Raw genomic sequence first — 24914 nt, forward strand, 5'->3', positions numbered from 1 at the left:
GATCCAGGGTGGAGATTGGCGAGCCGACCGATCGGGTACATCCCGCGCCGAACCTACTGGAACCCCCACCGGAGGAACGACATGCTCGCCATCGCCGCCGCCGCGGTTTTCGGCTTCGCACTCTTGCTCGACCTGCTGAACAGCAATCTCGGTGCACCGGATCTGTTCAACTGGAACACCCTCGTGCTGATCGGGCTTCTGCTGCTCGCGCTGCACCTGGCCGGCTTCGGCAGCCGGGGCGGCGGTGGCCGCTGGTACCGGGGTCGCCGCCCAGGGCGCGGCTGACCGAGAACGATCATCCCGGGCTCGGCCGGCAGCGCGATTCCGGCGTTGTCGGTCGAGCCCGGTACTGTTCTCGTGATGGAGTCCGACGCCCTGTTCACCCTCAGTGAACCCACGGCAGCACCCGGTGCGCCGACGGGTTCCGACGGCGTCGGCGGCTTCACCCCGGTCGGTCCGGACGCACCGCTCCCGGTCCGGATGCGCCCGGCCACCCTGGACGAACTCGTCGGCCAGGACCATCTGCTCGCGCCCGGCGCACCACTGCGGCAACTCGTCGCCGGCAACGCGCCGATGTCGGTCATCCTGTGGGGGCCGCCCGGCAGCGGCAAGACGACCATCGCCCACCTGGTGGCCGCCGCCACCGACCGGCGGTTCGTGGCCATGTCGGCGCTCTCGGCCGGCGTCAAGGACGTCCGAGCCGTGATCGACACCGCCCGGCGTCAGCGGCGCACCGGTGGCCCGCCGACCGTCCTGTTCATCGACGAGGTGCACCGGTTCAGCAAGACCCAGCAGGACTCGCTGCTCGCCGCCGTCGAGGACCGTACGGTCACGCTGCTGGCCGCCACCACGGAGAACCCGTACTTCTCGGTCATCTCCCCGCTGTTGTCCCGGTGTGTGCTGCTGACTCTCCAGCCGCTCGACGACGCGGCGGTCCGCGCGCTGCTGCGTCGGGCCCTGACCGACGAGCGTGGCCTGGGCGGCGCGCTCGACTGCGCACCGGAGGCGGAGGACCACCTGGTCCGGCTGGCCGGTGGGGACGTCCGCAAGGCGCTCACCGCGCTGGAGGCGGCGGCCGGGTCGGCGACCGCGCTGGGCACCGGCCGGATCGACCTGGCCACCGCCGAGCAGGCGGTGGACACCGCCGCCGTGCGCTACGACCGGGCCGGTGACGCCCACTACGACGTGACCAGCGCGTTCATCAAGAGCATGCGCGGGTCGGACGTGGACGCCGCGCTGCACTGGCTGGCCCGGATGCTGGTGGCCGGTGAGGACGCCCGGTTCATCGCCCGACGGCTGGTCATCTTCGCCAGTGAGGACGTCGGCATGGCCGATCCGGGCGCGTTGAGCGTCGCCACGGCCGCCGCCCACGCCGTCGAGTACGTCGGCCTGCCCGAGGTGCAGCTCAACCTCGCCCAGGCGGTGATCCACCTGGCCACCGCCCCCAAGTCGAACTCGGCAACCGCCGCGATCGGCGCGGCGATCGCCGACGTCCGGGCCGGCCGGGGCGGCCCGGTGCCGCGCGGCCTGCGCGACGGCCACTACGCCGGGGCGCGCGGGCTCGGCCACGGCATCGGGTACCGCTACCCGCACGACGACCAGCGGGGCGTGCTCACCCAGCAGTACGTGCCGGACGACCTGATCGGCACCGACTACTACCAGCCGAGCCAACACGGTGCGGAACGGTCGGTGGCCACCCGGCTGCCGCTGCTGCGCCGGATCGTCCGCGGGCTGCCCGCGCCCGCCCGCGTACCGGCGGAGACCACGGGTGACCGGGTGGCGACGACGGGCCGGGCCGAGACGCCCCCGTCCGGAGTCGACGGCGGCCAGTCCACGGTCACGGACGCCCACGCGGCGGATGAGGTCGGCCGCGGCGCCGACGGGAAGGGTCAACAGTGAAATCGTCGGAGCGACCGGAGGACGGCCCGGACGAGCGGCGTCCCAAGGGCCGCCGCTGGGGCCGGAACAAGCCCGAGGCCGCCCCGGAGGACCCGGGCGCCGGTGAGGACTTCGGCTGGATCGACGACCTGCGCTCGGCCAAGCAGCAGCGGGGGGAACTGGGCCCGGACGGGGTCGCCCCGGCTCCGGACGGCCCCGGCGCCCGCCCCGCCCCGCCGGTCACCGACCGGCCCGGTCAGGTGCCTCCGGTCCGTCCGGGGCAGCCGCCCACCGGACGCCCGGCACCCCCCTCCGGGGCCGCCCCGCCGCCTCCGCCGGGGTCCGTTCCGCCACCGGCAGCCGGTGGCCGGGCCGCGATGCCGCCCGGCATGCCGGATCCGGCCGCCGGTCCACCGGCCGCACCGCCCCGCCGGCTCCCGGCCGAGCCGCCACGCTCCCGTCCGGTCGACGGGCCGTGGCCGGGCGCACCGGCCCCCCGCCCGCCCGTCGGTGCACCGCCGCACGCTGCACCGCCCACTTCCGGGCCTCGGCCGCCCGCCGCCGAGCCCTCGTCGCCCGGCCCCCGGCCGCCCGCCGGCCCCGGCCCCCGGCCTTCCGCCGGCCCCGGCGACCGTGCACCGTTCGGTTCCGGCCCGCCGCCTGCTGCTGGGCCCGGTGACCGTGCGCCGGGCGGGCCACCGTTCGCCGCCGGGCCGCCTGCTGGCCCGGGTGACCGCGCTCCGGGTGGTCCCTCGTTCGCGACCGCACCGCCGCCCGGCGGGCGACGGGAGAACGGCCCGACGGGTGAGCCGACCGGCGGCTGGCCCGCCGACGCGGGCGGCCCGCCCGGTTGGCGCGGACGTCCCGGGCCCGCCGAACCTGTCTCGGGCGGGCCGGGCGGCCACCCCTCCGCGATGACGTCCGGCCCGGTCTCCGGCGCGCCGACCGGCCCGGTTCCGGGCGTGCCCGCCGGACCCGAGTCCGGCGGACCGGCCGGTCCCGCGCCACACCAGCCCACGCCACGACGGAACCCCGCCGGTCGGCCCAGCGGGATTCCGGCCAGTGCACGCCGGACCGTCCCGCGCGGCCCGGTCCGGGGCACACCGCCGCCGGAGGCGGGCGCCGGTCCGCGTACCCCGGACCGCACCGACCTCGATGCGACGGCTCCGGGCGTCGGTGGCCCTGCCGGACCCCGCCCGACCGCGCCCCGCCCGGCCGATGCCGCGACCCACCAGTCCGCGACGCCGCAGGTCGGCACGGCTCCGTCCGACACCACCGGCCCGGTGCCCCGCCGTGGCCGCCGGGCTGCGGAGGACGGCGTACCGACCACCGACCCCGGTATCCGCCCGTCGTCGGGACCGGCTGGCCCCGCCGTCGCCGGTGGGCCCTCCGTCGCGCCATCGGGAGGCCGCCGGGGTGGTCGCCGCCGCGCCGCCGAGCCCGAGGAAGAACAACCGATCGTCCCGCTGTCCGGCAACGCGCCGGCCATTCCCGGAGTGCCGTCCGGCGATCCGTCGGCGATGCCCGTCACCCCGTCGGAGCCCCGCACCGTGTCGCCCGAGCGGGCCGACTCCTCGTTCCGGGGCCGCCGCGCCGCACCTGAGGAACCGGCGACGCCGCCGGCCGGCCGCCGGGCCGCCGCGCCGACCGAGAACCCGGTTCGGGGTCGCCGCGCGGCCGGCGGCGAGGAGACGCCGCCTCCGGGGCGGCGGGCCGCCGACGACTCCGGCCGCGCTCCCGCACCCGGTGACACCGGCGAGCGCCCGTACGTGACCCGGCCCGGTGACACCGGCGAGCGGCCGTTCGCCGCCCGGGCCGGTCAGACCGGGGAACGACCTGTGGTGGCGCGGCCCGGCGACACGGGTGAGCGCCCGTACGTGACGCGGCCCGGTGACACCGGCGAGCGGCCGTTCGCGACCCGACCCGGTGACGGCCGGGCCGGGCGTCCGGAACGGCCGGCCGACTGGCTGCGACAGGCCGGGCGCGGGCACCACACCGATCCGGCGCTGCCGACGGTCAAGCGGCGGCCCGGCACGACACCGGGCGGTCCGGCCGGGCACGCGGGCGGCACCCCGTCCGGTGGTACGGCGATGCTCGGTGGTCGTCGTGACGCGGACGGCCCCTCGCGCGCGAACCCGGACGACCAGACCGACCCGGGCGGCATCCCGGGCTGGCCCGCCGCGGCCATCCCCGGAGCCGGCCCTGCCGCGCCGGGTCGCCCCGGTGGTGGCCGCCCCGACGCCCCGCCGAGCGACCACGGACGACCCGACGCAGCGCCCGCCGGTCGTAGCCGACCGGATGCGCCCCGGACCGATCGCGGCCGACCCGACGGGCCGCCGGGCGAGCCCGGCCGTCCCGACGGAGCGCCGGTCGATCGGGCTCGACCCGATGGTGCGCCGGTCGATCGGGCTCGACGGGATGGACCTCCGGTCGGGCGGGGCCGGGCCGAACCGCCCGGTACCGCTCCGATGGGACCGGGGGGACCCGCCGGCCGTCCCGGACCCGAGGCATCCACCGGCCGTACCCGGCCGGTCGGCCGCCCGGACGGCGGTCCGGCCGGACCGCCGCGCGGCACCGGGCCGACGGAGGGTGTTCCCCCCGGTCCGCCGCGCGGGACCGCCCGCCCCGACGCCGGCCCGCCGCCGCGTGGACCAGTGCCCCCGGACGGGCCGCGTGGACCAGTGTCCCCGGACGGTCTGTCGCCGCGTGCGCCGATGCCACCGGACTCCGGCGCACCGCGTGGACTGACTCCTTCCGACGGCGCGTCGCCGCGTGGCCCCGTACCCCCCGATGCCGGTCCGCCGCCGCGTGGCCCGATGCCTCCGGACGCCGGTGCGCCGCGTGGTTCCGGCGGCCCCGACACGACGGCGGCAGGACCGGGCCGTCCCGGTGGCATGCCGCCAGGGCCCGCTCGGGGGGCTGCCCGGCCTGCCGGACCGCCCCACCCGGAGGTCGGACGGCGTCGCCCCGACGGCGGCCCGATGCACCCCGAGGTGGGCTCCCGTCGACCCGACGGTGCCCCGGGACGCCCCGAGGGCGGGCCGGGCCGACCCGACGGTGGGTCGGGCCCCGGTGAACCGCCGTCCGCGGTGGCCCGCGCCGCCGCGTCGGCCCCACGCCTCGACGACCGCCCGGCCGGTCGGGCCGCTCCGCCCCAACGGGACCCGGCCCGCCCGGAACCGTCCGGTGCCGCAGCGGTGCCCCCGCCACCGGCTGCCGGGGAGGCGGTGGCCCGGGCCGCCGCCGTGGTGGCGTCCGCCGACCCGAGCAGGCCCCGGCCCGCGCCGGAACCGGCGGTACGGCGCCCCGCCGACCTGGAGGACAGCGACGGCGACCGGCCCGACGACGAGGCGGTGGACGTCGACCCGGAGACGCGCCGGCAGACCGGTGCCGGGCAGCGTCGTCGTACGCTGCTGCTGGCCCTGGTCAGCGTGCTCCTGCTGGCCGGCGTGCCGGCCTTCTTCGGCGTGCAGGCGATGAACCGGGACCCGGTCTTCGTCGCGCTCGACGAACTGGAGGTGCCGGAGTGGGCCGCGGTGCAGCCGGAGGACTACGCCAGCGGCAGCCGCTGGTGCCTGCTGGACTGCCGGTTGCGCGAGCGGACCGTCACCTCCGAGCGGTCGCCGGAGGAGACGGCCCAGGTGTACGAGGCCGCGCTGAGCGGTGACGGCTGGCAGCCCTGGCGGCCCGCGTACTGCCCGGAGCAGGAGGAGAACGGCAGCTACACCTGCTGGCGGCGGGACGAGTTGACGCTGGACCTGTGGGTCCGGGAGCCGACCTGCGTACCGCCGCCGGTGGACGGTGAGCCGGCGGTGGTGCCGTCACCCGACCCGTCGACCGCAGCCGAGGAGTGCTCCGGTTCGTTGGTGTCGGTGAAGGTCCGCAACGCGATCGACGACGAGCGGACCAGGCCACAGCCGGACACCGATCCGTCACTGACCGGTGAGGATCCCTTCCCGACGCTGACCGACGATCCGCTGGGCGAGTTGACGCCGTCACCACCGTCCTGAGCCGATTGTCATCACGGACGGTAGGGTCTGCATCTGGCGGCCCGCCCGCTGCCGACGAGCGCGTGGCGGGCCACCGGTGACGGCGAGGGCGAGAAGGTCGTACGTCTCGTGGGCCGTGATGTCCCGGGACCGTGTTGAGGAGGACAGGCGTGGGCTTTTTGGAGGTCGCGGCGTTGATCGCGGCTATCGCGTTCGCGATGCTGGTGCTGATCCTGACGCTGCCCATCCTGCGGCTGCGGCACACCGTGGACGCGACCACCCAGATGATCAACGACCTCAACGACCGGACCGGGCCGCTGCTCGGTGACGTCAACACCACCGTGCGGAACGTCAACGTCACCCTGGAACAGGTGCAGACGTCACTCGACGGGGTGAACCTCCAGCTCGCCAAGGTCGACACCATGACCAGCCACGCGCAGAACATCAGCGCCAACGTCGCCAACCTGGTCACCGTGGTCTCGGCCGCGGCGGCCAACCCGCTGGTCAAGGTGGCCGCCTTCGGCTACGGCGTGCGCAAGGCCGCCTCGGCCCGACGCAACGCCGAGACCGAGCGCGAGGTCCGCGACACCATCAAGTCCCAGCGGCGCGCCGCCCGGCGCGGCAACCGCTGACCGGCGTCGGAGGTACGAGCATGAAGCGGCTGTTCTGGCTGGGCATCGGTCTGGCCGTCGGCGTGGTGGTGGTCCGCCAGGCGACCCGTGCCGCGCACGCGTACACCCCGGCGGGCATCGCCGACAACCTGTCGCAATCCGCTGGCGGTCTCGTCGAGGAACTGCGTAGCTTCGTGGCGGACGTACGCGCCGGGATGGCCGAGCGGGAACACGAGATCCACGAGGCGTTCGCCCAGGGCGAGGCGTTCGACGACCAGTTCGCCGACGTGCGCGAGGAGCCGCGCGTCGGTGACAGAGACATCTTTCCGGAGGAACCCCAGCGATGAAGACGGCGGAGATCAAGCGGCGGTATCTCGCCCACTTCGAGGCGAACGGCCATGCCGTGGTGCCGTCCGCTCCGCTGCCCGCCATCAACGACCCGAACCTGCTGTTCGTCAACGCCGGCATGGTGCAGTTCGTTCCGTACTTCCTGGGGCAGCAGACGCCGTCGTTCTCCCGTGCGGTGAGCGTGCAGAAGTGCATCCGTACGCCGGACATCGACGAGGTCGGCAAGACCAGCCGACACGGCACGTTCTTCCAGATGAACGGCAACTTCTCCTTCGGCGACTACTTCAAGGACGGCGCGATCCCGTTCGCCTGGGAGCTGGCCACCAAGCCGGTCGAGGCGGGCGGCTTCGGGCTGGACCCGGAGCGGGTCTGGGCGACGGTCTACCTGGACGACGACGAGGCGTACGACATCTGGCGGCGCGTCGGTGTGCCGGTCGAGCGGATCGTGCGCCGGGGCAAGAAGGACAACTTCTGGTCGATGGGCATCCCCGGCCCGGCCGGTCCCTGCTCCGAGCTGTACTACGACCGGGGCCCGGAGTACGGGGCCGAGGGCGGCCCGGAGGTCGACGAGGACCGGTACCTGGAGTTCTGGAACCTCGTCTTCATGCAGTACGAGATCGCGGACGTGCTCAGCAAGGAGCAGTTCCGGATCGTCGGTGAGCTGCCGAAGAAGAACATCGACACCGGCATGGGCCTGGAGCGGATGGCCTCCATCCTGCAGGGCGTCGACAACCTGTACGAGATCGACGAGGTCCGGCCGATCCTGGACCGCGCCGCCGAGCTGACCGGCAAGCGGTACGGCGCGCACTCCGGGCACGCGGCGAACCAGTCGCACCCCGACGACGTCCGGCTGCGGGTGGTCGCCGACCACGTGCGTACCGCCCTGATGCTGATCGGCGACGGGGTGACCCCGTCCAACGAGGGCCGTGGCTACGTGCTGCGGCGGATCATGCGTCGGGCGATCCGCGCGGTCCGGCTGCTCGGCTGGCAGGAGCGGGCCCTGCCCGAGCTGCTGCCGGTGGCCCGGGACTGCATGGCGCCCTCGTACCCGGAGCTGGCCGCCGACTTCGACCGGATCTCCGCGTACGCGTACGCGGAGGAGGACGCCTTCCTGGCGACCCTGCGGGCGGGCACCACGATCCTGGACACCGCGATCACCGAGACGAAGTCGGCGGGTCGACCGGCGCTCTCCGGTGACAAGGCGTTCCAGTTGCACGACACGTACGGCTTCCCGATCGACCTGACCCTGGAGATCGCGGCCGAGCAGGGCCTCACCGTCGACCAGGAGGGCTTCCGGCGGCTGATGGCCGACCAGCGCTCCCGGGCCAAGGCCGACGCGCAGGCGCGTAAGACCGGACACACCGACCTGTCGGCGTACCGGTCGGTGCTCGACGCCGGTGGTCCGGTGACCTTCACCGGCTACACCGAGGTTTCCCGCGAGTCGACGGTGCGGGCGGTGCTCGGCACCGACGGGCCGCGCGCGGCGGCCGTCGAGGGCGACCTGGTCGAGCTGGTCCTGGACACCACGCCGTTCTACGCCGAGGGCGGCGGGCAGCAGCCCGACGTCGGCATGATCACCGTCGGTGGCGGTCAGGTCGAGGTCCTCGACGTGCAGCAGCCGGTGCCGGGGCTGATCGTGCACCGGGCCCGGGTGGTCCGGGGCGAGGTGCGGGCCGGTGAGACCGGGTACGCCGAGATCGACACCAGCCGTCGGCGGGCCATCTCCCGGTCGCACACCGCGACCCACCTGGTGCACCAGACCATGCGCAACTTCCTCGGCGAGTCCGCCACCCAGGCCGGTTCGCTGAACGCCCCGGGTCGGCTGCGGTTCGACTTCAACACCGCGACCGGGGTGGCGCCGAGCGTGCTGCGCGACGTGGAGCAGCAGGTCAACGAGGTGCTCCTGGCGGACCTGGAGGTGCACGCCTTCGTCACCTCGCTGGAGGAGGCGCGTCGGATCGGAGCCATGGCGCTGTTCGGCGAGAAGTACGGCGACCAGGTCCGGGTGGTCGAGGTCGGCGACTACGCCCGCGAGCTGTGCGGCGGCACCCACGTGGCCCGCTCCGGCCAGCTCGGCCTGGTCAAGATCCTGTCGGAGTCGTCCATCGGTTCCGGGGTACGCCGGGTCGAGGCGCTGGTCGGCATGGACGCGTTCAACTTCCTGGCCCGTGAGCACCTGCTGGTGTCCCGGCTGGCCGAGCTGTACCGGGTCCCCTCCGAGCAGGTGGCGGACCGGGTCGAGCAGACGGTGACCCAGCTCCGCGACGCGGAGAAGGAGCTGGAGAAGCTGCGCGCCCAGCTCGTGCTGGGCGGTGCGGCGGCGTTCGCCGCGCAGGCCCGGGACGTGCGCGGGGTGGCCTATGTCGGCATCGAGGCACCCGAGGGGGCGGCCGGCAACGACGTCCGCACGCTGGCCCAGGAGATCCGGGGTCGGATCGACGTGGCCCGGCCGGGCGTGGTCGCGGTGGCGGCCCGTGCGAACGGGAAGGCGTCCCTGGTGGTGTCGGTGAACTCGGCCGCCCGTAACCGGGGCCTCGCCGCCAACGACCTGGTCAAGGCGGCGTTCTCCGGGCGCGGCGGTGGCAGTCCGGACCTGGCCCAGGGTGGTGGGCTGCCGGAGTCGGAGGTCGCCACCCTGTTGCTCACCGTGGAGAAGGCGGTCGCCGAGGCGTGAGTCCTCAGAACCTCAGGGCAGGGCGGGCCGAGCAGGTCCGCCCTGCCGTGTATATCGGGCGAGGTGACGAAGCGTGACCGGGTTGTCCCGGGGTGTGCGGTTGGGTGTGGACGTCGGACAGGTGCGGATCGGGGTTTCCCGGTCGGATCCGCACGGGGTTCTCGCCACCCCTCTGGTCACCCTCTCGCGTGAGCAGAACCCCAGGCCAGACGCGGTGCCGACGGACCTCGCGGAGGTGGCCGCACTGGTCGCCGAGCACGAGGCGGTCGAGGTGGTGGTGGGCCTACCGGTGAACCTGGCGGGTAAACACGGCCCCGCAGCGGAACACGTGAAGGCGTACTCTCGACAACTGGCCGATGTGATAGCGCCTGTTCCGGTGACGCTGACCGACGAGAGGATGTCGACGGTAGTGGCGAGTCGTAGGCTTGCCGAGCGCGGTGTCCGGGGGAAGAGACAACGGGCGGTGGTCGATCAGGCCGCCGCGGTGGAGATTCTGCAGAGCTGGCTGGATGCGCAGCGGAGGCGGACCGAATGACTGACGATCTGGACCTCGGGTTCGACGAGCAGGACCGGGGGGAGAAGGGCAAGCACCGCCGGGGACGGCGGCGCAACGGCCGCTCCGGTGGCGGGCGGGGCAAGACAGTGCTCGCCCTGCTGCTGGCACTGGTGCTGCTCGGCGGCATCGGTGGCGGTGCCTTCTACGGCTTCGACCGGATCCAGAGCTACTTCGTCACACCGGACTTCGACGGTGACGGCACCGAGGACGTGACGATCCAGATCCCGCAGGGCGCCTTCCTGGCCGACATGGCCGTGGTGCTCCGCGACGCCGGTGTGATCAAGAGCACCAAGGCGTTCACCGAGGCGGCCCAGGAGAACTCCCGCAGTCGTAACATCCAGCCCGGCACGTACAAGCTGCGCAAGGAGATGAGCGGCGCGAACGCCCTGGCCGCGATGCTCGACCCGCAGAACCGGATCGTCAACGGGCTCACCATCCCCGAGGGCCGCACCGCCAAGAGCATTTTCAAGCTGCTCAGCGAGCAGACCGACATCCCGGTCAAGGAGTTCGAGGCCGCCGCGAAGGACCCGGAGAAGCTGGGCGTACCGGACTGGTGGTTCAAGCGCGAGGACGGCAAGAAGTCGAGCAAGTCCATCGAGGGCTTCCTCTTCCCGGACACCTACGAGATCCCGCCGAACGCCACCGCCGAGGTGATCCTGGGGCAGATGGTCGACCACTTCCTCTCCGTCACCGGGCAGATGGACTTCGCCGACCGGGTGCAGAAGGAACGCGGCGGGATCAGCCCGTACGAGGCGTTGATCGTGGCGTCGCTGGCCCAGGCCGAGGCCGGCACCAAGAAGGACCTGGGTCGGGTCGCCCGGGTCGCCTACAACCGGGTCTACTCGGGCACGTTCGACTGTAGTTGCCTGGAGATGGACGTCACGGTCAACTACTACTTCGAGATGATCGGGCAGGAGGGCAAGACCTCCGGCCAGATGACGCGGAGCGACCTCGACAACCCGGACAACCCGTACAACCGCAAGTTGCGCGGCATGGTCCCGACGCCGATCAACAATCCGGGCAAGGAAGCGCTGGAAGGCGCGATGGACCCGCCGGCCGGCGACTGGCTCTTCTTCGTGGCGATCGACAAGGAAGGCAACTCCGCCTTCACCAAGGACTACAGCCAGCACGAGCGCAACATCCAGAAGGCCAAGGAGAACGGCGTCCTGTGACGGTGGTGGCACGGCGGGCGGCAGTGTTGGGCAAGCCCATCGCACACTCGCTCTCCCCGGTGATCCACAACGCCGGGTACGCCGCCGCCGGGCTCACCGGCTGGTCGTACACCCGGATCGAGTGCGCGGCGGCGGAGCTGCCGGACCTGGTCGCCGGGCTGGGCCCGGAGTGGGCCGGGCTGTCGGTGACCATGCCCGGCAAGGAGGCGGCGCTGACCGTCGCCGCCGAGGTCTCGCCGGTCGCCGCCGCCGTCGGCGCGGCCAACACGCTGGTACGCCGTTCCGACGGCACCTGGTATGCGGACAACACCGACGTCACCGGCATGGTCGACGTGCTGACGTCCGCAGGCGTACGCGCGAGTGCGTCCGTCACGGTGCTGGGTGCGGGTGGCACGGCGCGGGCGGCGTTGGCGGCGGCGGCCCGGCTGGGCGCGACCGGGGTGACCGTGGTGGCCCGCCGCACGGCAGCGGTCGACGAGCTGGCGCCGGTGGCGAGCGCGCTGGGACTGGCCCTCACCGCCGCGCCCTGGGCGGACGCGGCGGCGTTGGCCGACGTCGACCTGCTGATCTCCACCGTGCCGAAGGGCGCTGCCGACGAGCTTGCCGGTGTGGTGCGTTGGCGTCCCACCACGGTGCTCTTCGACGCCATCTACGATCCGTGGCCGACGCCGCTGGCCGCCTCGGCCGCTGCCACCGGCTGCCCGGTGGTCTCCGGCCTGGACCTGTTGCTGGCCCAGGCGGTAGGCCAGTTCGAGCAGTTCACCGGCGTCCCCGCCCCCCGCGCCGCGATGGCCGCCGCGCTGGCTGCCGCTCGGTCCGCCTGACCGCCCTGGCCGCTGGGCAGCCTGGCCGTTCGGGCAGCCTGGCCGCTCGGGCCGACCGTTCGCTCGATCCTGGATCGAGTGGTATTCGTCTGTTCGCGAGGCCACTACATCCTGGATCGAGTGCCCTAGCTGCTCGCGCGACGTGATCCCCGTTTGCGCTTGGGTACGCAACTGCCCTCGTGAGGGCCTTCGTGCCGGTGGAGTTGCCGTCGTACTCGACGCGGAGCAGGAGTCGGGCCTCGCCGCACGGCCAGGGTTGCCCGTCGGCGCGGCAGCACCACATCGGCCGTAGCGGGGTGTGCGGGACGTCGGCGGCAGGGGCGTGCGGTCGCACCGGAGGTGGGCCACCCCCGGGCGCGAAGGGGCGCGTGGCGAAGGGGCGCGTGGCGATCATGGGTGGCCCCCGTTCGCCCGCCACTGTTGCCCCGGAGTCAGCCAGCCGGGGCGCCCGGGGCGTTGCCGGGGCAGCGGCCGGGTCGGCCGACGCATCCACTCGGGCAGGTGGGTGCCGCGTCGACGTCGTGGCGGCGACCGGGACGGCAGAACCGTCCTCGGGCATTGGTACCAGGCGACCGGCGTACGCAAGTCGTCCTCCATTTCCTGGGGTGGACGGGGCCGCCCGGGTGTGGGATCCACGGGCGGCCCCGGTATGCGAAACCACCCCGTCCTTCCTGGATGGGAGCGGCTTCGCCAGGTGACAGTCTGGATAGGACCCCACTAGCGTCGATACGTGCGCGGGTCCCCCGCGCACGTCATCGGCGCAAGCGGGTGGGCTTGACGAATCCGCGAGCGGATCGGGCAGAGGTGGGGGAAAGACGCTCCAACGGACGTGGGAGGCGGTCCGGGGTGAGGCGTTCCCGCGCAGGCAGTCACTCGAACTGATCAGGGAAGTGGCGCAGACATGGACATGACCGGTGCCAGGTGTACGTCGACCTACTCAGGGACCAACGGCGGGTCGTGCGTGGAGGTCGCCGACAAGTTCTCCGGCGTCGTGCTGGTGCGCGACACCGAGGACCGGGCCGGCGGCACCCTGCGGTTCGCGCCTGCCGCCTGGCAGTCGTTCGTCACGCCGGCGAAGCAGGCCGCCCCGAACTGAGCCGCACGTGCCGCCGGGACGCGGCATCGATCGGCGCGGACTTGCGCATGGGCCGTCAGTGGGGTAGATCATCGATCGCCGCTGAGGTGCGGCACCGGTCCGGCGCGGAGATGGGGACCCGCTGCGGCGCTGACCTGCGGATCGGCCGGTGCTGAGTCGCCAGATTGCCGGTACCCTGCCGCAGCTTGGGCCGGGCGCGGTGTCGCAGCGTCGGCTTAGGCGAACTTTAAGACGCGCTTAGGTTCCCCGGTCATTCGCACGCTCTGTTGTGTACGCCGATACGCTCCACAGCGTTATCGCCGAATTCACAAGGAGTCTGAGTGGCCAGGCGCGGACTGCACCGCCTCATCCGGCACCAGGGCCCCCGGCGCAAGGCCGTGGTGCTCGGTGTCCTGAGCACCACGGTCGTGCTCGGCATCGGCGCGACCATGGTGCCCCTGATCGCCGACGACGACATCTCCATTCCGGTGGTGTTCGACACCACCGCCACGAGCGTTCCGCAGGACGGCGACAACAGCGTCAAGACGACGCTGGCCACCTGCGCCGCCCCGTGTGACGGCAACCCCCGGGGAGACCGGCAGGCGGTCCTCGCCTTCTCGGTGACCTCACTGCCCGCGAACGCGACGAACATCCGGGCGACGTTGCGGGTGCACTCCTGGCAGGCGTTCGACGCGGCGGTCACCGCGCACGACTCCGGGCTCGACGCCCGGGCCGCCCGACCGGCTCCCGGTCAGGTCGGCGCCGCCCTGGACGCGGTGTCCGGCGTCGGCAAGGGCTTCAACGAGTGGGACGTCTCCGAACTGGTGACCGGCAACGGCACCTGGACGGTGTCGCTGGCACAGGCCGGGCTGGGCACGCGGATCTACTGGGCGTCGGGGGAGAACCGCAACCCGGACGTCCGTCCCCGCCTGGTGTTGCGCTACGACACGGGTACGCGTCCGACGCCCGCGCCGACCAGCGTCTCGCCGACGCCCTCGGCCGCGCTGCCGACCCGTCCACCCGCCTCGCCGACGGTGTCGCCGAGCGTGAGCCCGAGCCCGGCCCGGCCCAGCCCGACGCCGACCAAGCCACCGGCGGACTCCGGTGCGTGCGGTCAGGTGTCGGCGAAGCTGGTGCCGTCCTGCGGTGCCTGGTGGGGGATGTACTCACCCTCCGGCGCGGGCAGCGGATGGGACCACGGTAAGGCGATCACCGACGTGGAGAAGCAGGTCGGGCGGACGTTCGACATCGTGCACCGCTACCACGACTTCTCCAACAGCGGCAGCAACGGTGCCTTCCCCGACGCGTACCAGCAGCAGCAGATGCGTGAGGGTCGGCTGATGTTCTTCGCCTGGGAGAGCCGGGTCTTCTCGTCCGGCACGGTGCTCACCTGGCGGGACGTGTACAGCGGCCGGTACGACCAGACGATCGACGACGTGGCCGGCCGGATCAAGGCGGCCGGGGTGCCGGTGTTCATGGGCTTCGACCACGAGCCGGAGGACGAGCCGGAGAAGGGCAGCGACGCGGAGTTCGTCCGCGCCTGGCGGTACGTGCACGACCGCTTCGCCAAGGCCGACGTCCGCAACGCGGTGTGGGTCTGGACGATGATGGGCTGGTCCGGCCACTACAACCGGTACGCCGGTCTGTACCCGGGTGACGACTACGTCGACTGGGTGGCCTGGGACCCGTACAACTTCCACGTCTGCAACGGCAGTACGACCTGGAAGAGCCCGAGCACCACGATCGGTTCGTTCTACCGCTGGCTGGACGACACCGGCATCGGCAAGGGCAAGCCCCGGATGCTGGCCGAGTTCGGCACGAACTTCGACAGCGCCGACCCGAACGCGAAGCGGCGGTGGTTCGAGGAGTTCCCGGCGGCGCTGAAGGCCCACCCGAAGATCAAGGCCGCGATCTACTTCAACTCCCCGGGCATGACGAAGACGACGAACGTCTGCAACATGACAATGAACCAGGACGCCTCGGCGGTGGCCGGTTTCGCCGCCGCCGGACGGGACAGTTACCTTCGGCAACCCACCGGAGGGAGCCGCTGACCTCAGGTAACCCGTGGGCGGTCGGATGCCGTACCGGTGTTGTCCGACATACGACCGCCCGCGGTGATGTCCGCAACTGGATGAACTGACCGCCCAATCGGCGGATATCGCCCCAGGGGCGAACGGGAGAGGCTACGCAACGCACATTCCCGTCCACCCTGGAGGCGCAGCGTGCCCATAATCTCCTTCCCGTGGCGGAACACCCGCCGAAAGCGCGTACGGGCAGGGGCTGTCGCATTAGCAACCGTCGCGGCCGTCCTGGCCGTGCCCAGCGCGACATCCGCCGCCGTGGTGCCGGTTCCCGAACCGGCGACTCTGGTGTCCGCGAACCCCGCCGACGAGACCCCGCACGCGCGGGACGGTGAGGCCCGTGCCTTCGCACAGGTCGGCAACACGGTGTTCGTGGGAGGCAGCTTCACCCAGATCCGGCAGACCGTCAGTTCGTCGTGGACCACCCAGCGTTACCTCTTCGCCTACAACCGGACCACCGGGACGATCTCCACCACCTTCCTGCCGGTGCTCGACGGGGCGGTCAACTCGCTCATCGCGGGTCCCGGCGGGACGCTGATCGTCGGCGGTGTCTTCAAGAACGTCAACGGGGTGGCCCGCCGCAACCTGGTGGCGCTCGACCCGTCCACCGGCATGATCATCGACACCTGGGTGGGTCGGTCCGACGGCGGCACCGTGCGTGACATGGTGCTGCACGGCAACTGGCTGTACGTGGCCGGGGCGTTCAACTGGCTCAACGGCACGGCGCACGCCGGGCTCGGGCGGCTGAACGCGACCAGCGGTGCGATCGACCCGACCTTCAACATCAACACCTCGGTCGGTCGACACGACACCAGCATGTACGCGTGGGCCATCGACGTGTCGCCGGACGGCAGCACGCTCGTGGTCGGCGGCAACTTCATGTTCGTCAACGACCTGCCGCGCAACCAGATCGCGCTGATCGACCTGACCGGCACGCCCAGCGTGATCGACTGGAGCAGCGAGCGGTTCGTGGCGCCCTGTGCGGCCCCCACCACCTTCGTGCACTACGTGCAGGATGTGCGGTTCGGTGCCGACGGGAGCTGGTTCGTCGTGGGCACCAACGGCGGTGCGGGCTGGCCGTCGGCGTACTGCGACGCGCTGGTGCGCTTCGAGACCGCGGCCCGGGGCAGCGGCCAGAACGCCACCTGGGTCAACTTCACCGGCAACGACACCATCACCTCGGTCGAGGTGGCCGACAACGTCATCTACCTCGGCGGGCACTTCCGCTGGCTGAACAACCCGAACGCCAGTGACAGCGCCGGCAACGGCGCGATCGACCGACTCGGTATCGGTGCGGTCAACCCGGCCACCGGCATGCCGGTGAACTGGAACCCGCGTCGTAGCGGCGGCTCGGCGCTGCCGTCGGGCGCCAGCTCGTGGGGCTCGACCGTGCCGGTGCTCTGGCGTGGTCCGGACGGCCTGTACTTCGGGCACAACTCCGACGGCATGGGCAACGAGTACCACGGCCGGCTGGGCATGTTCCCGGTCAGCGGTGGCCGCACCATCACCCCGCGCAACCCTCCGACGGCCGCCAGCGGCCACCTGTACCTCAACGTCGGCAGCGGTGAGTTGGCGAAGGTGCCGTTCGACGGGAGCACTCTCGGCACCGCGACCACGGTGAGCCAGGCCAACTACACCGGTGCCGGGGCGACCTGGCGGGTGGACGACCGGATCTACTGGTCGCGGTTGGTCTCCGGGTCGCGTACGGGTAGCCGGATCGACATCTCGATGTTCAACGGCACCACCATCGGTGTGCCGTGGGAGGCGTCCGGCTACAACGACTGGTTCAACCCGGCGCAGTTGACCGGGGCGTTCTTCCTCGACGGCCGGCTCTACTACACCCGGACCGGGCAGAACAACCTGTACTACCGGTTCTTCGAGATCGACGGCAACTACCTGGGTGCCACCGAGTTCACCGTGCCGACCACGGGGGTCAGTTGGTCCACCGTGCGCGGCATGGCCTGGGTGAACGGGAAGATCGTCTTCGGGGCGACGAACGGATCGCTGCGCAGCGTGCCCTTCGATCCGACCCTGGCCCCCGCTGCCGTGGCCACCGGTGCCGAGGCTACGGTGATCGCCACCGCTACCACGGAACTGACCTGGTCGACTCCGTCGATGTTCTTCTCCGTGCAGTAGCGTTCACTGTTCGTAATGTAACCTCGGTAATTTGTTCACGTTGGGCCGGCGGCGGATCCACCGTCGCCGGCCCAACGGAACGTGGGGAGGACCGTTGAGCGACATCCGGCGTGGCCTCGTGGTGCGCGTGGTCTTCGCGATCAAGCGTCGCTGGTACGGCCTGCGTTATCCGCGCCTGACCCTCGGGCGGGATGTCGAGATCCGGGGACGGATCCGTCTGCGGCGCGGGGTGCGGGTGACAATCGGTGACCGGACCCGGCTGAACAAGCTGGTCCGCTTCGCCGGGCCCGGCGAGGTACGCGTCGGAGCCGACTGCCTGCTCAACGCGACGTGGGTGGGCACGTGGACGTCGGTGACGATCGGGAATCGGTGCCTGTTGTCCGACTGCGAGTTGCTGGACAATGACTTCCACAACCTGCCACCGGCTCAGCGGCACGATCCGCCCACCCCGGCCACGCGTGCGCCGATCACGGTCGAGGACAACGTCTGGATCGGCGCTCACGCGCTGGTCATGAAGGGCGTACGGATCGGCCGGGACAGCGTGGTGGGGGCTGCGACCGTGGTGCGGACGGACGTACCGCCCGGGGTCGTGGTCATCGGCAACCCACAACAAACGGTGAAGAAGTTCAATGACTGATGCCGCTCCCAGCCCCTGGGCCAACGACGGTGCGAACGCCGAGACGTCGCCTCGGTCCGTCACCATCACCGACGTGCTGCGCGTGCCGCTGCACCGGATCCGGCAGGTCGCCGCAGTCGCGGTGTTCGGGCTGGTGGCCGCTGCGGGCTACGCCTTCCTGGCCCCGTCGGCGGTGAGCGCCAACGCGGTGGTGGCGGTCCGTCCGGTGGTCACCGACGCGTTCACGCCCAGCGGCGCCAACGCCGACCGGGCGGTGAACATGAACGTGGAGAGCCGCATCGCCACCGGCACCGAGGTGGTCGGGAAGCTGGCCGACGAGTTCGGCTCGGACCAGCGGTCGGTCCGCGACGCCCTCGAGGTCGAGGTGCCCACCGGCGGGCAGATCCTGCGCTTCGTCTACCAGGCCCGCGACGCCGACGACGCGGTCCTCGGCGCCAACCTCGCCGCGGAGAGCTACCTCAACGTCCGGCGGGCCATGTACGAGCGGCAGCGCGAGGAGATGCTCCGCTCGTACGACGAGAGCATCGAGAAGGTCGCCACGCAGCAGGCCGCGGCACAGCGGCGGGTGAACAACTCCCGGGACACCACCACCAGTAACGTGGCGGTCGCCGAGCTGAGCGCGATCAACAACCAGCTCACCCAGCTCAACTCCGCCCGCACCGAGATCGCCGCCGTCGACGTGAACCCGGGATGGGTCACCCAGTCCGCCGAGCGGGCGCTGACCTCGGCGGCCGGCAACGCGCCCATGCTGATGGCCGCCGGGCTGCTCGGTGGCGCCCTGGTCGGCCTGGTGCTCGCGTTCGCCTGGGAGTCCTTCGACCGGCGGGTGCGTACCGTCGTGGACGCCAAGGACAACACCGGCCTGCCGCTGCTGGGCACCATCCGGTACACCGGCCTGCGTGGTCGGGCCGTCGACGCGGACGTGCGCTACGTCGCGATGGCCATCGCCGAGCGGGTACGCCATCCCGCCCGGGTCGCCGTGGTGACCGCCCGGGAGGACGCCAGCGCGATCACCGCCGGCCTTGCCGTGGCACTGGCGGTGGCCGGGCGCGAGGTGTTCGTCGCCGACGACAGCGGCCGGCTCGACCGGCTGCGCGCCGCCGTGCAGGCCGACCGGGACCGGCTGCCGCCCAGCATCGACCCGAGCCGACCCTCCGTGCCGAAGCCACGTACCGCGCCGGCCCGGCCGGTCAGCATGGAGGGGCCGGACGACTCGCCGACCGAGGTGATCCGCCGTCCCTCGCCGCACCCGCCGGGCGCGCGTCCCTCGACCGACCCGGAGGCGACGATCACGATCCCCCGGGTCACCTCCGCGAAGGCGACTGTCACCCCGACCGCGAACGGCCAGGTGAACGGCGGCGACACGATCACCGTGGGTGCCGGCAGCGTCCGGTTCGGCACCTGGCGGCAGGGAGCCGACAAGCGCCTGGTGCTCTACAACGCCCCGCCGGCCGAGGCCGACGAGCGGGGTGTCGCGGTGGCCCGGCAGGGCACCGCGGTGGTGGTGGTCGAGCGGGACCGGACCCGGCAGACCGACCTGCGTCGGCTCGCCGAACGACTGCGGGCGGCCGGGGTGAATCCGCTCGGCTTCGTGCTCTCGCGTAGCGGCCGGGGCTGAGGCGGTGCCGGTGATCCAGGCACCGCCGGCCACCGAGCCGGCACCGCTGGCAGCCGGCGGCACCCCGTCGGTGGTCGCCCCGCCGCCCCGGCTGCCGCTGTGGCCGCTGATCGCCATGTTCGGGCTGGTGCCGATCTGGTGGCTGGCCGGCTTCTTCTATCTCGGCTGGCCGCTGCTGGGCGCGTTGCTGTTCGTGCTGCTGGTCACCCGGGGGCGGGTGCCGCTGCCGCCCGCGACCGGGATCTGGCTGCTGTTCCTGGCCATCGTGCTGGTGAGCGTCACCCAGTTGCAGTCGCCGGTGTCGCTGCTGACCTTCGCCCTACGACTGGGCTTCTACCTCACCGCGGTGGTGGTCGGCGTCTACGTCTACACGGTCGCCCGGGAACGCCCCGACCAGACCGCCGTCCTGGTGCCGCTCTGCGCGTTCTGGTTCGGGCTGGTCGTGCTGGGTTGGCTGGGCGTGGTGATACCGCGTTTCGAGATGACCACGCCGGTCGAGGTGCTGCTGCCGGGTGGGGTGGCCGGCACGCCGTTCATCAACGACATGGTGCACCTGTCCACCGCCGAGTACAGCATCCGGTCGCTCAATCCGATCTTCCGACCGGCGGCGCCCTTCGCGTACACCAACAACTACGGCAGCGCGTACGCGATCACGCTGCCCTGCGTGGTCGCCTTCACCATGCTGCGCCGGCGGGGACTGCTGCGCTGGGCGCTGCTCGCGTCGCTGCCGCTGTCGCTGGCACCGGCCTTCCTCACGCTCAACCGCGCGATGTTCCTCAGCCTCGGCGCCGGCCTGGCCGTGCTCGGTCTGCGCGCCGCGTTGCGCGGCAACGTCCGGGTGGCGGCCTCGATCGTCGGCGTGGTGCTGGTCGGCGGTCTGGTCACGCTCTTCATCCCGGTGACCGAGCTGATCGGCAACCGGGTCGAGTCCAGTGACACCAACACCGACCGGCTGTCGCTCTACTCCGAGGTGCTGCGCCGGGTGGGCGACTCACCATGGCTGGGCTACGGGGCCCCGGTGAACGTCGACACCGTCTCCGCCGACGCGCCGATCGGCACCCAGGGACAGCTCTGGATGGTGCTGTTCAGTCACGGCGTACCCGCGCTGCTCTGCTTCCTCGCCTGGTTCGTGGTCGCCGCGTTCGTCTGTGCCCGCGCCACCTCGGCGGCCGGGCAGTGGCTCTCCATCGTGCCGGTGGTCTGCCTGGTGCAGGTGCCGTTCTATGGGATGGCCAACCAGAACCTCGCCGTCGCCTTCTTCGCGGTCGGCTTCGCGATGGCGCTCACCGAGCGGGACGTGCACCGCGCGGCCGGGCGGCCCCGACCTCGACCGGCGGTGCAGCCCACATGACCGTCACCACCAGTTCCCCGGCCGCCGACCGGCCCGCCGGGTCGGATCCGGGCCGGGACGACGGCGCGACCGAGACCCGGCGCAGCGTCCGCAGCGGCGTCGCCGGGCTGGTCGGCGCGGCCACCAGCGGCCTGTTCGGCTTCGTGTTGGCGGTCGTCATCACCCGCGGGTACGGCACGACCGGGTCCGGCGCGTTCTTCGCCGCGATCGGCGTGGTGACCGTCGCCGCCGCGGTCTGCACCCTGGGCGCGGAGACCGGGCTGATGTGGGCGTTGCCCCGGCGGCGCACCGGAACCGACGGCGACGCCGCCCGGGTGCTGCCGGTGGCCCTGGTGCCGCCGCTGCTGTTCGCGGTGCTGATCGCGATCGGCGGTGCGCTGCTCGCCGGTCCGCTGGCCGGGCGGTTGCTCGGCCCGGCGGGGGAGCCGCTGCTGGTGGTCACGTTCGTCGCGGTGCCGGTGGTGGTCGCGATGAACCTGCTGCTGGCCGTGGTGCGCTGCGTGCGCCCGATCCGCTCGTACGTGGCGGTGCAGTTCCTGCTGCTGCCGGTGGCCCGACCGGCGTTGGTCGGCGCGGCGTTGCTGGTCGGCGGCGGGCTGGTCGCCGGCATGACCGGCTGGCTGGTGCCGGCCGCCGTCGGGGTGCTGGCCTGCCTGATGATGGTCGCCCGGCCGCTCGGTGTGGGCCACGGCGCCCGGCTGCGCCCGGAGCGGACCGACTGGGCCACGTTCTGGCGGTTCGCGTTGCCCCGGGCCGCCTCCGCGGCGATCGACGCCGGCAGCATGTGGGTCGGCGTCCTGCTCACCTCGGCCCTGGCCACCCAGGCCGACGCCGGTGTGTTCGGCGCGGTGGGCCGGTACGTGCTCGCCGGGCAGTTGGCGATGCAGGGCCTGCGGGTGGCGGTCTCACCGCAACTGTCGCGGTTGCTGGGGCGGGGCGAGCGGGTCGCCGCCGCCGCCGTGCACCGGCAGTTGACCACCTGGGGGCTGGTGCTGTCCTGGCCGGTCTACCTGCTGCTCGCCGTCTTCGGCCCGGCCTTCCTGGCACTGTTCGGTCCCGAGTTCACCGCCGGTGCCGCCGCGTTGACCGTGCTCGCCCTGGCGATGCTGATCAACACCGGTGTCGGCAACGTGCAGAGCCTGCTGCTGATGGGTGGGCGCAGCGGGCTGCATCTGGCCGGCGCGCTGGCCGGACTGGTGGTCACCGTCGGTCTCGGCCTGCTGCTGATCCCCGCGTTCGGCGCGACCGGCGCGGCCCTGGCCTGGGCGGCCGGTATCGCCACCGAGAACCTCACGGCCGTCACCTGCGCCCGGCTGGTGGTGGGCCAGCCGTTGGTCGACGCGGGGATGCTGCGCGCGGCGGCGGCCACCGTCGGCGGCGTCGGGCTGGCCTCGGCGGTCGGCCTGGTGGTGGGCGGGCGGGGCATTCCCGGCCTGCTGGTGGCGGTGGCCGTGCTCGCCGCCGGCTGCGTCGGCTTGTTGACGTTACCCCGGGTGCGACGTGGCATCCGGGCGACCATGGTGCAGATTCGGGGCGGGTCGCCGCAGGGCACCCCGCCCCCGCCGTCGAAGGGCAGGTGAGGTCGTCGTGCCGTCCATCCGGGACCGGGTGAAGCAACTGGTGCCGACCCAGGTGACGAATCGGGTGCGGGAGAGCCTCGTCGACTACGGGGTCCGCACCAGCGACCGGCGTCCGCTGCCGGACTTCCTCATCATCGGCACCAAACGGGGCGGGACCACGTCGCTCTGGAACTACCTCATCCAGCATCCGCTGGTGCCCCGGCTCTTCCCGGCCTGGAACACGAAGTCCTCGCACTACTTCGAGGAGCACTGGGGTCGCGGCGAGGCGTGGTATCGCTCGCACTTCCCGACGGTGCGCCAGCGGGAGGCGCTGGAGAGCCGCCACGGCGGCCTGGTGCGCGTCGGTGAGGCGGCACCGTTGTACATGTTCCACCCGCTGGCCGCCGAGCGGGTCGCCGCGCTGATGCCCTCGGTGAAGCTGATCGTGCTGCTGCGGGATCCGGTCGAGCGGGCGTACTCGCACTGGAAGGAGCGGCGGACCAACGGCGTCGAGCCGCTGGACTTCGCCGCCGCGCTGGCCGCCGAGCCGGAGCGTACGGCGGGGGAGCGGGAACGGCTGATCGCCGAACCGGAGCACTTCAGCGAGGCGTACGACTGGTACACCTACCGGGCCCGGGGCCGCTACCTGGAGCACCTGGAGCCGTGGCTGGAGCGGTTCGACCGCTCGCAGTTGCTCTTCCTGCCCAGCGAGGACCTGTACGGCGACGCGCGGGCCACCTACCGTCGCACCCTGGACTTCCTCGGCCTGCCCGCGTTCGACCTGCCCGACTTCAAGGTCTACAACGACCGGCGGTCGGCGCCGCTGGAGGCGGACCTGCGCGCCGAGTTGACCGAGTACTACCGCCCGCACAACGAGGCGCTGCGGCAACGGCTGGGGCTGTCGCTCGACTGGCCGGACCGGGTCGCGTGACGACGGCCGCCACCGCGACGGCCGATCCCCGCTCGCGCGGCGACGGGCTGGGCTGGGTCACCCGGGCGGTCTTCGGCGACGAGCGGATCGCCCTCGCGGTGGACGCCGAGCCGCCCGCCGGGCACACCGTGGTGGCCCGGTACGCGGTCGTGCCGTCGATCGCCCGGGCCCGGTTCCTGCTGCCGCTGGGCGTGCCCCGGGTCACCGCGGCGGCGCTGCTGGCGTACAACGCGCTGCGGCCGGCGAAGGTGCGGGCGATGCGGGCCGCGCTCGGTGCGGCGGCGCGGGTGGGCATCGTCGACCGGGCCTCGTTTCCGGTGCTCACCGTCGCGGTGCCCACCGGGCTGGATCCGGCCGAGGCGCTGTTGGCCGCCCGGGTGGCCGCCGCGCTCGGCGACGAGCCGCTGTACGCGGCGTGCGGGGTGCGGCCACCGGACCCGAACCACAAGCCGACCCTGCAACTGTTCGACGGCACCGGTGCGCCGCGCTGCTACGCGAAGATCGGCTGGAACGACGCCACCCGCGCACTGGTCACCACCGAGGCGGCGGCGCTGCGGGAGGTGGCCGCCTCGGCCGGGGTCGACGGGCACCCCGGGACTCCCCGGCTGCTCACCGAGTTGAGCTTCGCCGGGCAGGTGGTGGCGGTGGTCGAACCGTTGCCGGCCCGGATCCGGGGCGTACCGGTCGACGGGCCGCCGGAGATCGCGGCGCTGCTCGCGGTGGCCCGCCGGGGTGGGGCGACGACCGCGTCCCGACCGCTCGCCGGTTCGGTGTTCCTGGCCCGGTTGACCGAGCAGGCGCAGCGGTCGGCCGCGACCGAGGGGGTCGGCGACCGCGCGGTGGCCGCCGTCGCCGCACTGGCACGTCGACACGGTGACGTGGCGGTGGAGTTCGGCCACTGGCACGGCGACTGGGTGCCGTGGAACCTCGGTCGGCACGACGGTGACCTGATCGCCTGGGACTGGGAGCACAGCGGGCCGGACGTGCCCGTCGGGTTCGACCTGGCCCACGACGCGTTCCAGCGGTCGGTGGTGCTGCGCGGCGAACCGGCGGCGCACGCCGCCGGACAGGTCGACGCGGAGTTGGCCCGACACGGTGCCGCCCTCGGGCTGGACCGGGCCCGGCAACGGCTGGTCGCCGACGCGTACCTGGTGGAGATGTGGCTGCGGACCTGGCGGCTGGCGGACGCCGGGGCCGGGTGGAATCCGGCGCTGCATCCCGCGCTGCTGGACACCATCGAGAAACGACATAGCGGCTGATCCGTCCGCCGCACCACACTGTCGACGTCGGACAGTGACGAGAGAACTCCAGGCAGTGACAGTGGTTGACGGGCGGTCGACCACTCGGCCTACCGCAACCGCCACGTACGGAGATCACGTAACACCCGGTCACACCTTTCACCACCGGGCGACGTGTGGTCTGCTGCTGCGTGGCGCCGACAGGAATTCCAAGCGAACTTGTGGGGAGTCGCGTG

Annotated in this window: 18 protein-coding genes and 1 pseudogene; all 19 read left to right on the top strand. The window is 72.7% G+C overall.

Translation table 11 applies throughout. From position 1 onward, the window contains the following. Positions 1–81 precede the first annotated feature (81 nt). Positions 82–285 carry a hypothetical protein gene (locus tag ACQVFL_RS10230; protein WP_396698891.1) on the top strand — a complete coding sequence of 68 codons (204 nt, stop codon included), beginning with the start codon at positions 82–84 and terminating at the stop codon, positions 283–285. A 75-nt stretch (positions 286–360) separates the two neighbouring features. Further along, on the top strand, positions 361–1899 hold the full coding sequence (locus ACQVFL_RS10235; RefSeq protein ID WP_431729236.1) for a replication-associated recombination protein A: 1539 nt from the start codon (positions 361–363) through the stop codon (positions 1897–1899). A gap of 3332 nt (positions 1900–5231) precedes the next feature. After that, the gene (locus ACQVFL_RS10240) at positions 5232–5888 is read left to right on the top strand and encodes a hypothetical protein (protein WP_396698960.1); all 657 of its coding nucleotides are present in this window, start codon (positions 5232–5234) and stop codon (positions 5886–5888) included. 149 nt (positions 5889–6037) lie between these two features. Continuing rightward, complete coding sequence (locus tag ACQVFL_RS10245; RefSeq protein WP_396698895.1) at positions 6038–6499, top strand: DUF948 domain-containing protein; 462 nt, start codon at positions 6038–6040, stop codon at positions 6497–6499. A 20-nt stretch (positions 6500–6519) separates the two neighbouring features. Further along, positions 6520–6825 (top strand): hypothetical protein, encoded by a 306-nt coding sequence (locus tag ACQVFL_RS10250; RefSeq protein WP_396698897.1) that lies wholly within the window; start codon positions 6520–6522, stop codon positions 6823–6825. Then, positions 6822–9500, top strand: a complete 2679-nt coding sequence (gene alaS, locus ACQVFL_RS10255; RefSeq protein WP_396698899.1) for an alanine--tRNA ligase — start codon at positions 6822–6824, stop codon at positions 9498–9500. The genes ACQVFL_RS10250 and alaS overlap by 4 nt, the downstream gene beginning before the upstream one ends. Positions 9501–9573: 73 nt before the next feature. After that, the gene (gene ruvX, locus ACQVFL_RS10260) at positions 9574–10035 is read left to right on the top strand and encodes a Holliday junction resolvase RuvX (protein ID WP_350695004.1); all 462 of its coding nucleotides are present in this window, start codon (positions 9574–9576) and stop codon (positions 10033–10035) included. Next, positions 10032–11228: an endolytic transglycosylase MltG gene (gene mltG / locus ACQVFL_RS10265; RefSeq protein WP_396698901.1), complete on the top strand. Its 1197-nt coding sequence runs from the start codon at positions 10032–10034 to the stop codon at positions 11226–11228. The genes ruvX and mltG overlap by 4 nt, the downstream gene beginning before the upstream one ends. Then, positions 11225–12052 carry a shikimate dehydrogenase gene (locus tag ACQVFL_RS10270; RefSeq protein WP_431729237.1) on the top strand — a complete coding sequence of 276 codons (828 nt, stop codon included), beginning with the start codon at positions 11225–11227 and terminating at the stop codon, positions 12050–12052. Before mltG ends, ACQVFL_RS10270 begins: the two co-directional genes overlap by 4 nt. Before the next feature lie 815 nt (positions 12053–12867). Beyond that, positions 12868–12963: pseudogene (locus tag ACQVFL_RS10275) on the top strand (XRE family transcriptional regulator); the annotation flags it as partial. Then, positions 12960–13148 (top strand): DUF397 domain-containing protein, encoded by a 189-nt coding sequence (locus tag ACQVFL_RS10280; protein WP_396698905.1) that lies wholly within the window; start codon positions 12960–12962, stop codon positions 13146–13148. The pseudogene ACQVFL_RS10275 and the gene ACQVFL_RS10280, both read left to right, overlap by 4 nt. A gap of 320 nt (positions 13149–13468) precedes the next feature. Further along, positions 13469–15178, top strand: a complete 1710-nt coding sequence (locus ACQVFL_RS10285) for a glycosyl hydrolase (RefSeq protein WP_396698907.1) — start codon at positions 13469–13471, stop codon at positions 15176–15178. 264 nt (positions 15179–15442) lie between these two features. Beyond that, positions 15443–17344, top strand: coding sequence for a hypothetical protein (locus ACQVFL_RS10290; protein WP_431729238.1), 1902 nt, complete (start codon positions 15443–15445; stop codon positions 17342–17344). Positions 17345–17438: 94 nt separating this feature from the next. Continuing rightward, positions 17439–17981 (top strand): acyltransferase, encoded by a 543-nt coding sequence (locus tag ACQVFL_RS10295; RefSeq protein ID WP_396698911.1) that lies wholly within the window; start codon positions 17439–17441, stop codon positions 17979–17981. After that, entirely contained in the window at positions 17974–19599 is a 1626-nt protein-coding gene (locus tag ACQVFL_RS10300) for a lipopolysaccharide biosynthesis protein (RefSeq protein WP_396698913.1), read from the top strand. The genes ACQVFL_RS10295 and ACQVFL_RS10300 overlap by 8 nt, the downstream gene beginning before the upstream one ends. A gap of 115 nt (positions 19600–19714) precedes the next feature. Next, the gene (locus ACQVFL_RS10305) at positions 19715–20950 is read left to right on the top strand and encodes an O-antigen ligase family protein (protein ID WP_431729809.1); all 1236 of its coding nucleotides are present in this window, start codon (positions 19715–19717) and stop codon (positions 20948–20950) included. After that, on the top strand, positions 20947–22530 hold the full coding sequence (locus ACQVFL_RS10310; protein ID WP_396698917.1) for a lipopolysaccharide biosynthesis protein: 1584 nt from the start codon (positions 20947–20949) through the stop codon (positions 22528–22530). Before ACQVFL_RS10305 ends, ACQVFL_RS10310 begins: the two co-directional genes overlap by 4 nt. A 7-nt stretch (positions 22531–22537) precedes the next feature. Continuing rightward, entirely contained in the window at positions 22538–23440 is a 903-nt protein-coding gene (locus ACQVFL_RS10315) for a sulfotransferase domain-containing protein (RefSeq protein ID WP_431729239.1), read from the top strand. After that, positions 23437–24699 (top strand): hypothetical protein, encoded by a 1263-nt coding sequence (locus tag ACQVFL_RS10320; RefSeq protein WP_431729240.1) that lies wholly within the window; start codon positions 23437–23439, stop codon positions 24697–24699. The genes ACQVFL_RS10315 and ACQVFL_RS10320 overlap by 4 nt, the downstream gene beginning before the upstream one ends. Positions 24700–24914 lie beyond the last annotated feature (215 nt).

The sequence above is a fragment of the Verrucosispora sp. TAA-831 genome, assembly GCF_050780145.1.
In the GTDB taxonomy this organism is placed as follows: domain Bacteria; phylum Actinomycetota; class Actinomycetes; order Mycobacteriales; family Micromonosporaceae; genus Micromonospora.

Bases quoted from the DNA above. Each gene is read 5' to 3' on its own strand.
- ACQVFL_RS10300 (WP_396698913.1), top strand. From the start codon at position 17,974: ATGACTGATGCCGCTCCCAGCCCCTGGGCCAACGACGGTGCGAACGCC.
- mltG (WP_396698901.1), top strand. From the start codon at position 10,032: ATGACTGACGATCTGGACCTCGGGTTCGACGAGCAGGACCGGGGGGAG.
- alaS (WP_396698899.1), top strand. From the start codon at position 6,822: ATGAAGACGGCGGAGATCAAGCGGCGGTATCTCGCCCACTTCGAGGCG.
- ACQVFL_RS10230 (WP_396698891.1), top strand. From the start codon at position 82: ATGCTCGCCATCGCCGCCGCCGCGGTTTTCGGCTTCGCACTCTTGCTC.
- ACQVFL_RS10280 (WP_396698905.1), top strand. From the start codon at position 12,960: ATGACCGGTGCCAGGTGTACGTCGACCTACTCAGGGACCAACGGCGGG.
- ACQVFL_RS10310 (WP_396698917.1), top strand. From the start codon at position 20,947: ATGACCGTCACCACCAGTTCCCCGGCCGCCGACCGGCCCGCCGGGTCG.
- ACQVFL_RS10250 (WP_396698897.1), top strand. From the start codon at position 6,520: ATGAAGCGGCTGTTCTGGCTGGGCATCGGTCTGGCCGTCGGCGTGGTG.
- ACQVFL_RS10235 (WP_431729236.1), top strand. From the start codon at position 361: ATGGAGTCCGACGCCCTGTTCACCCTCAGTGAACCCACGGCAGCACCC.
- ACQVFL_RS10305 (WP_431729809.1), top strand. From the start codon at position 19,715: ATGTTCGGGCTGGTGCCGATCTGGTGGCTGGCCGGCTTCTTCTATCTC.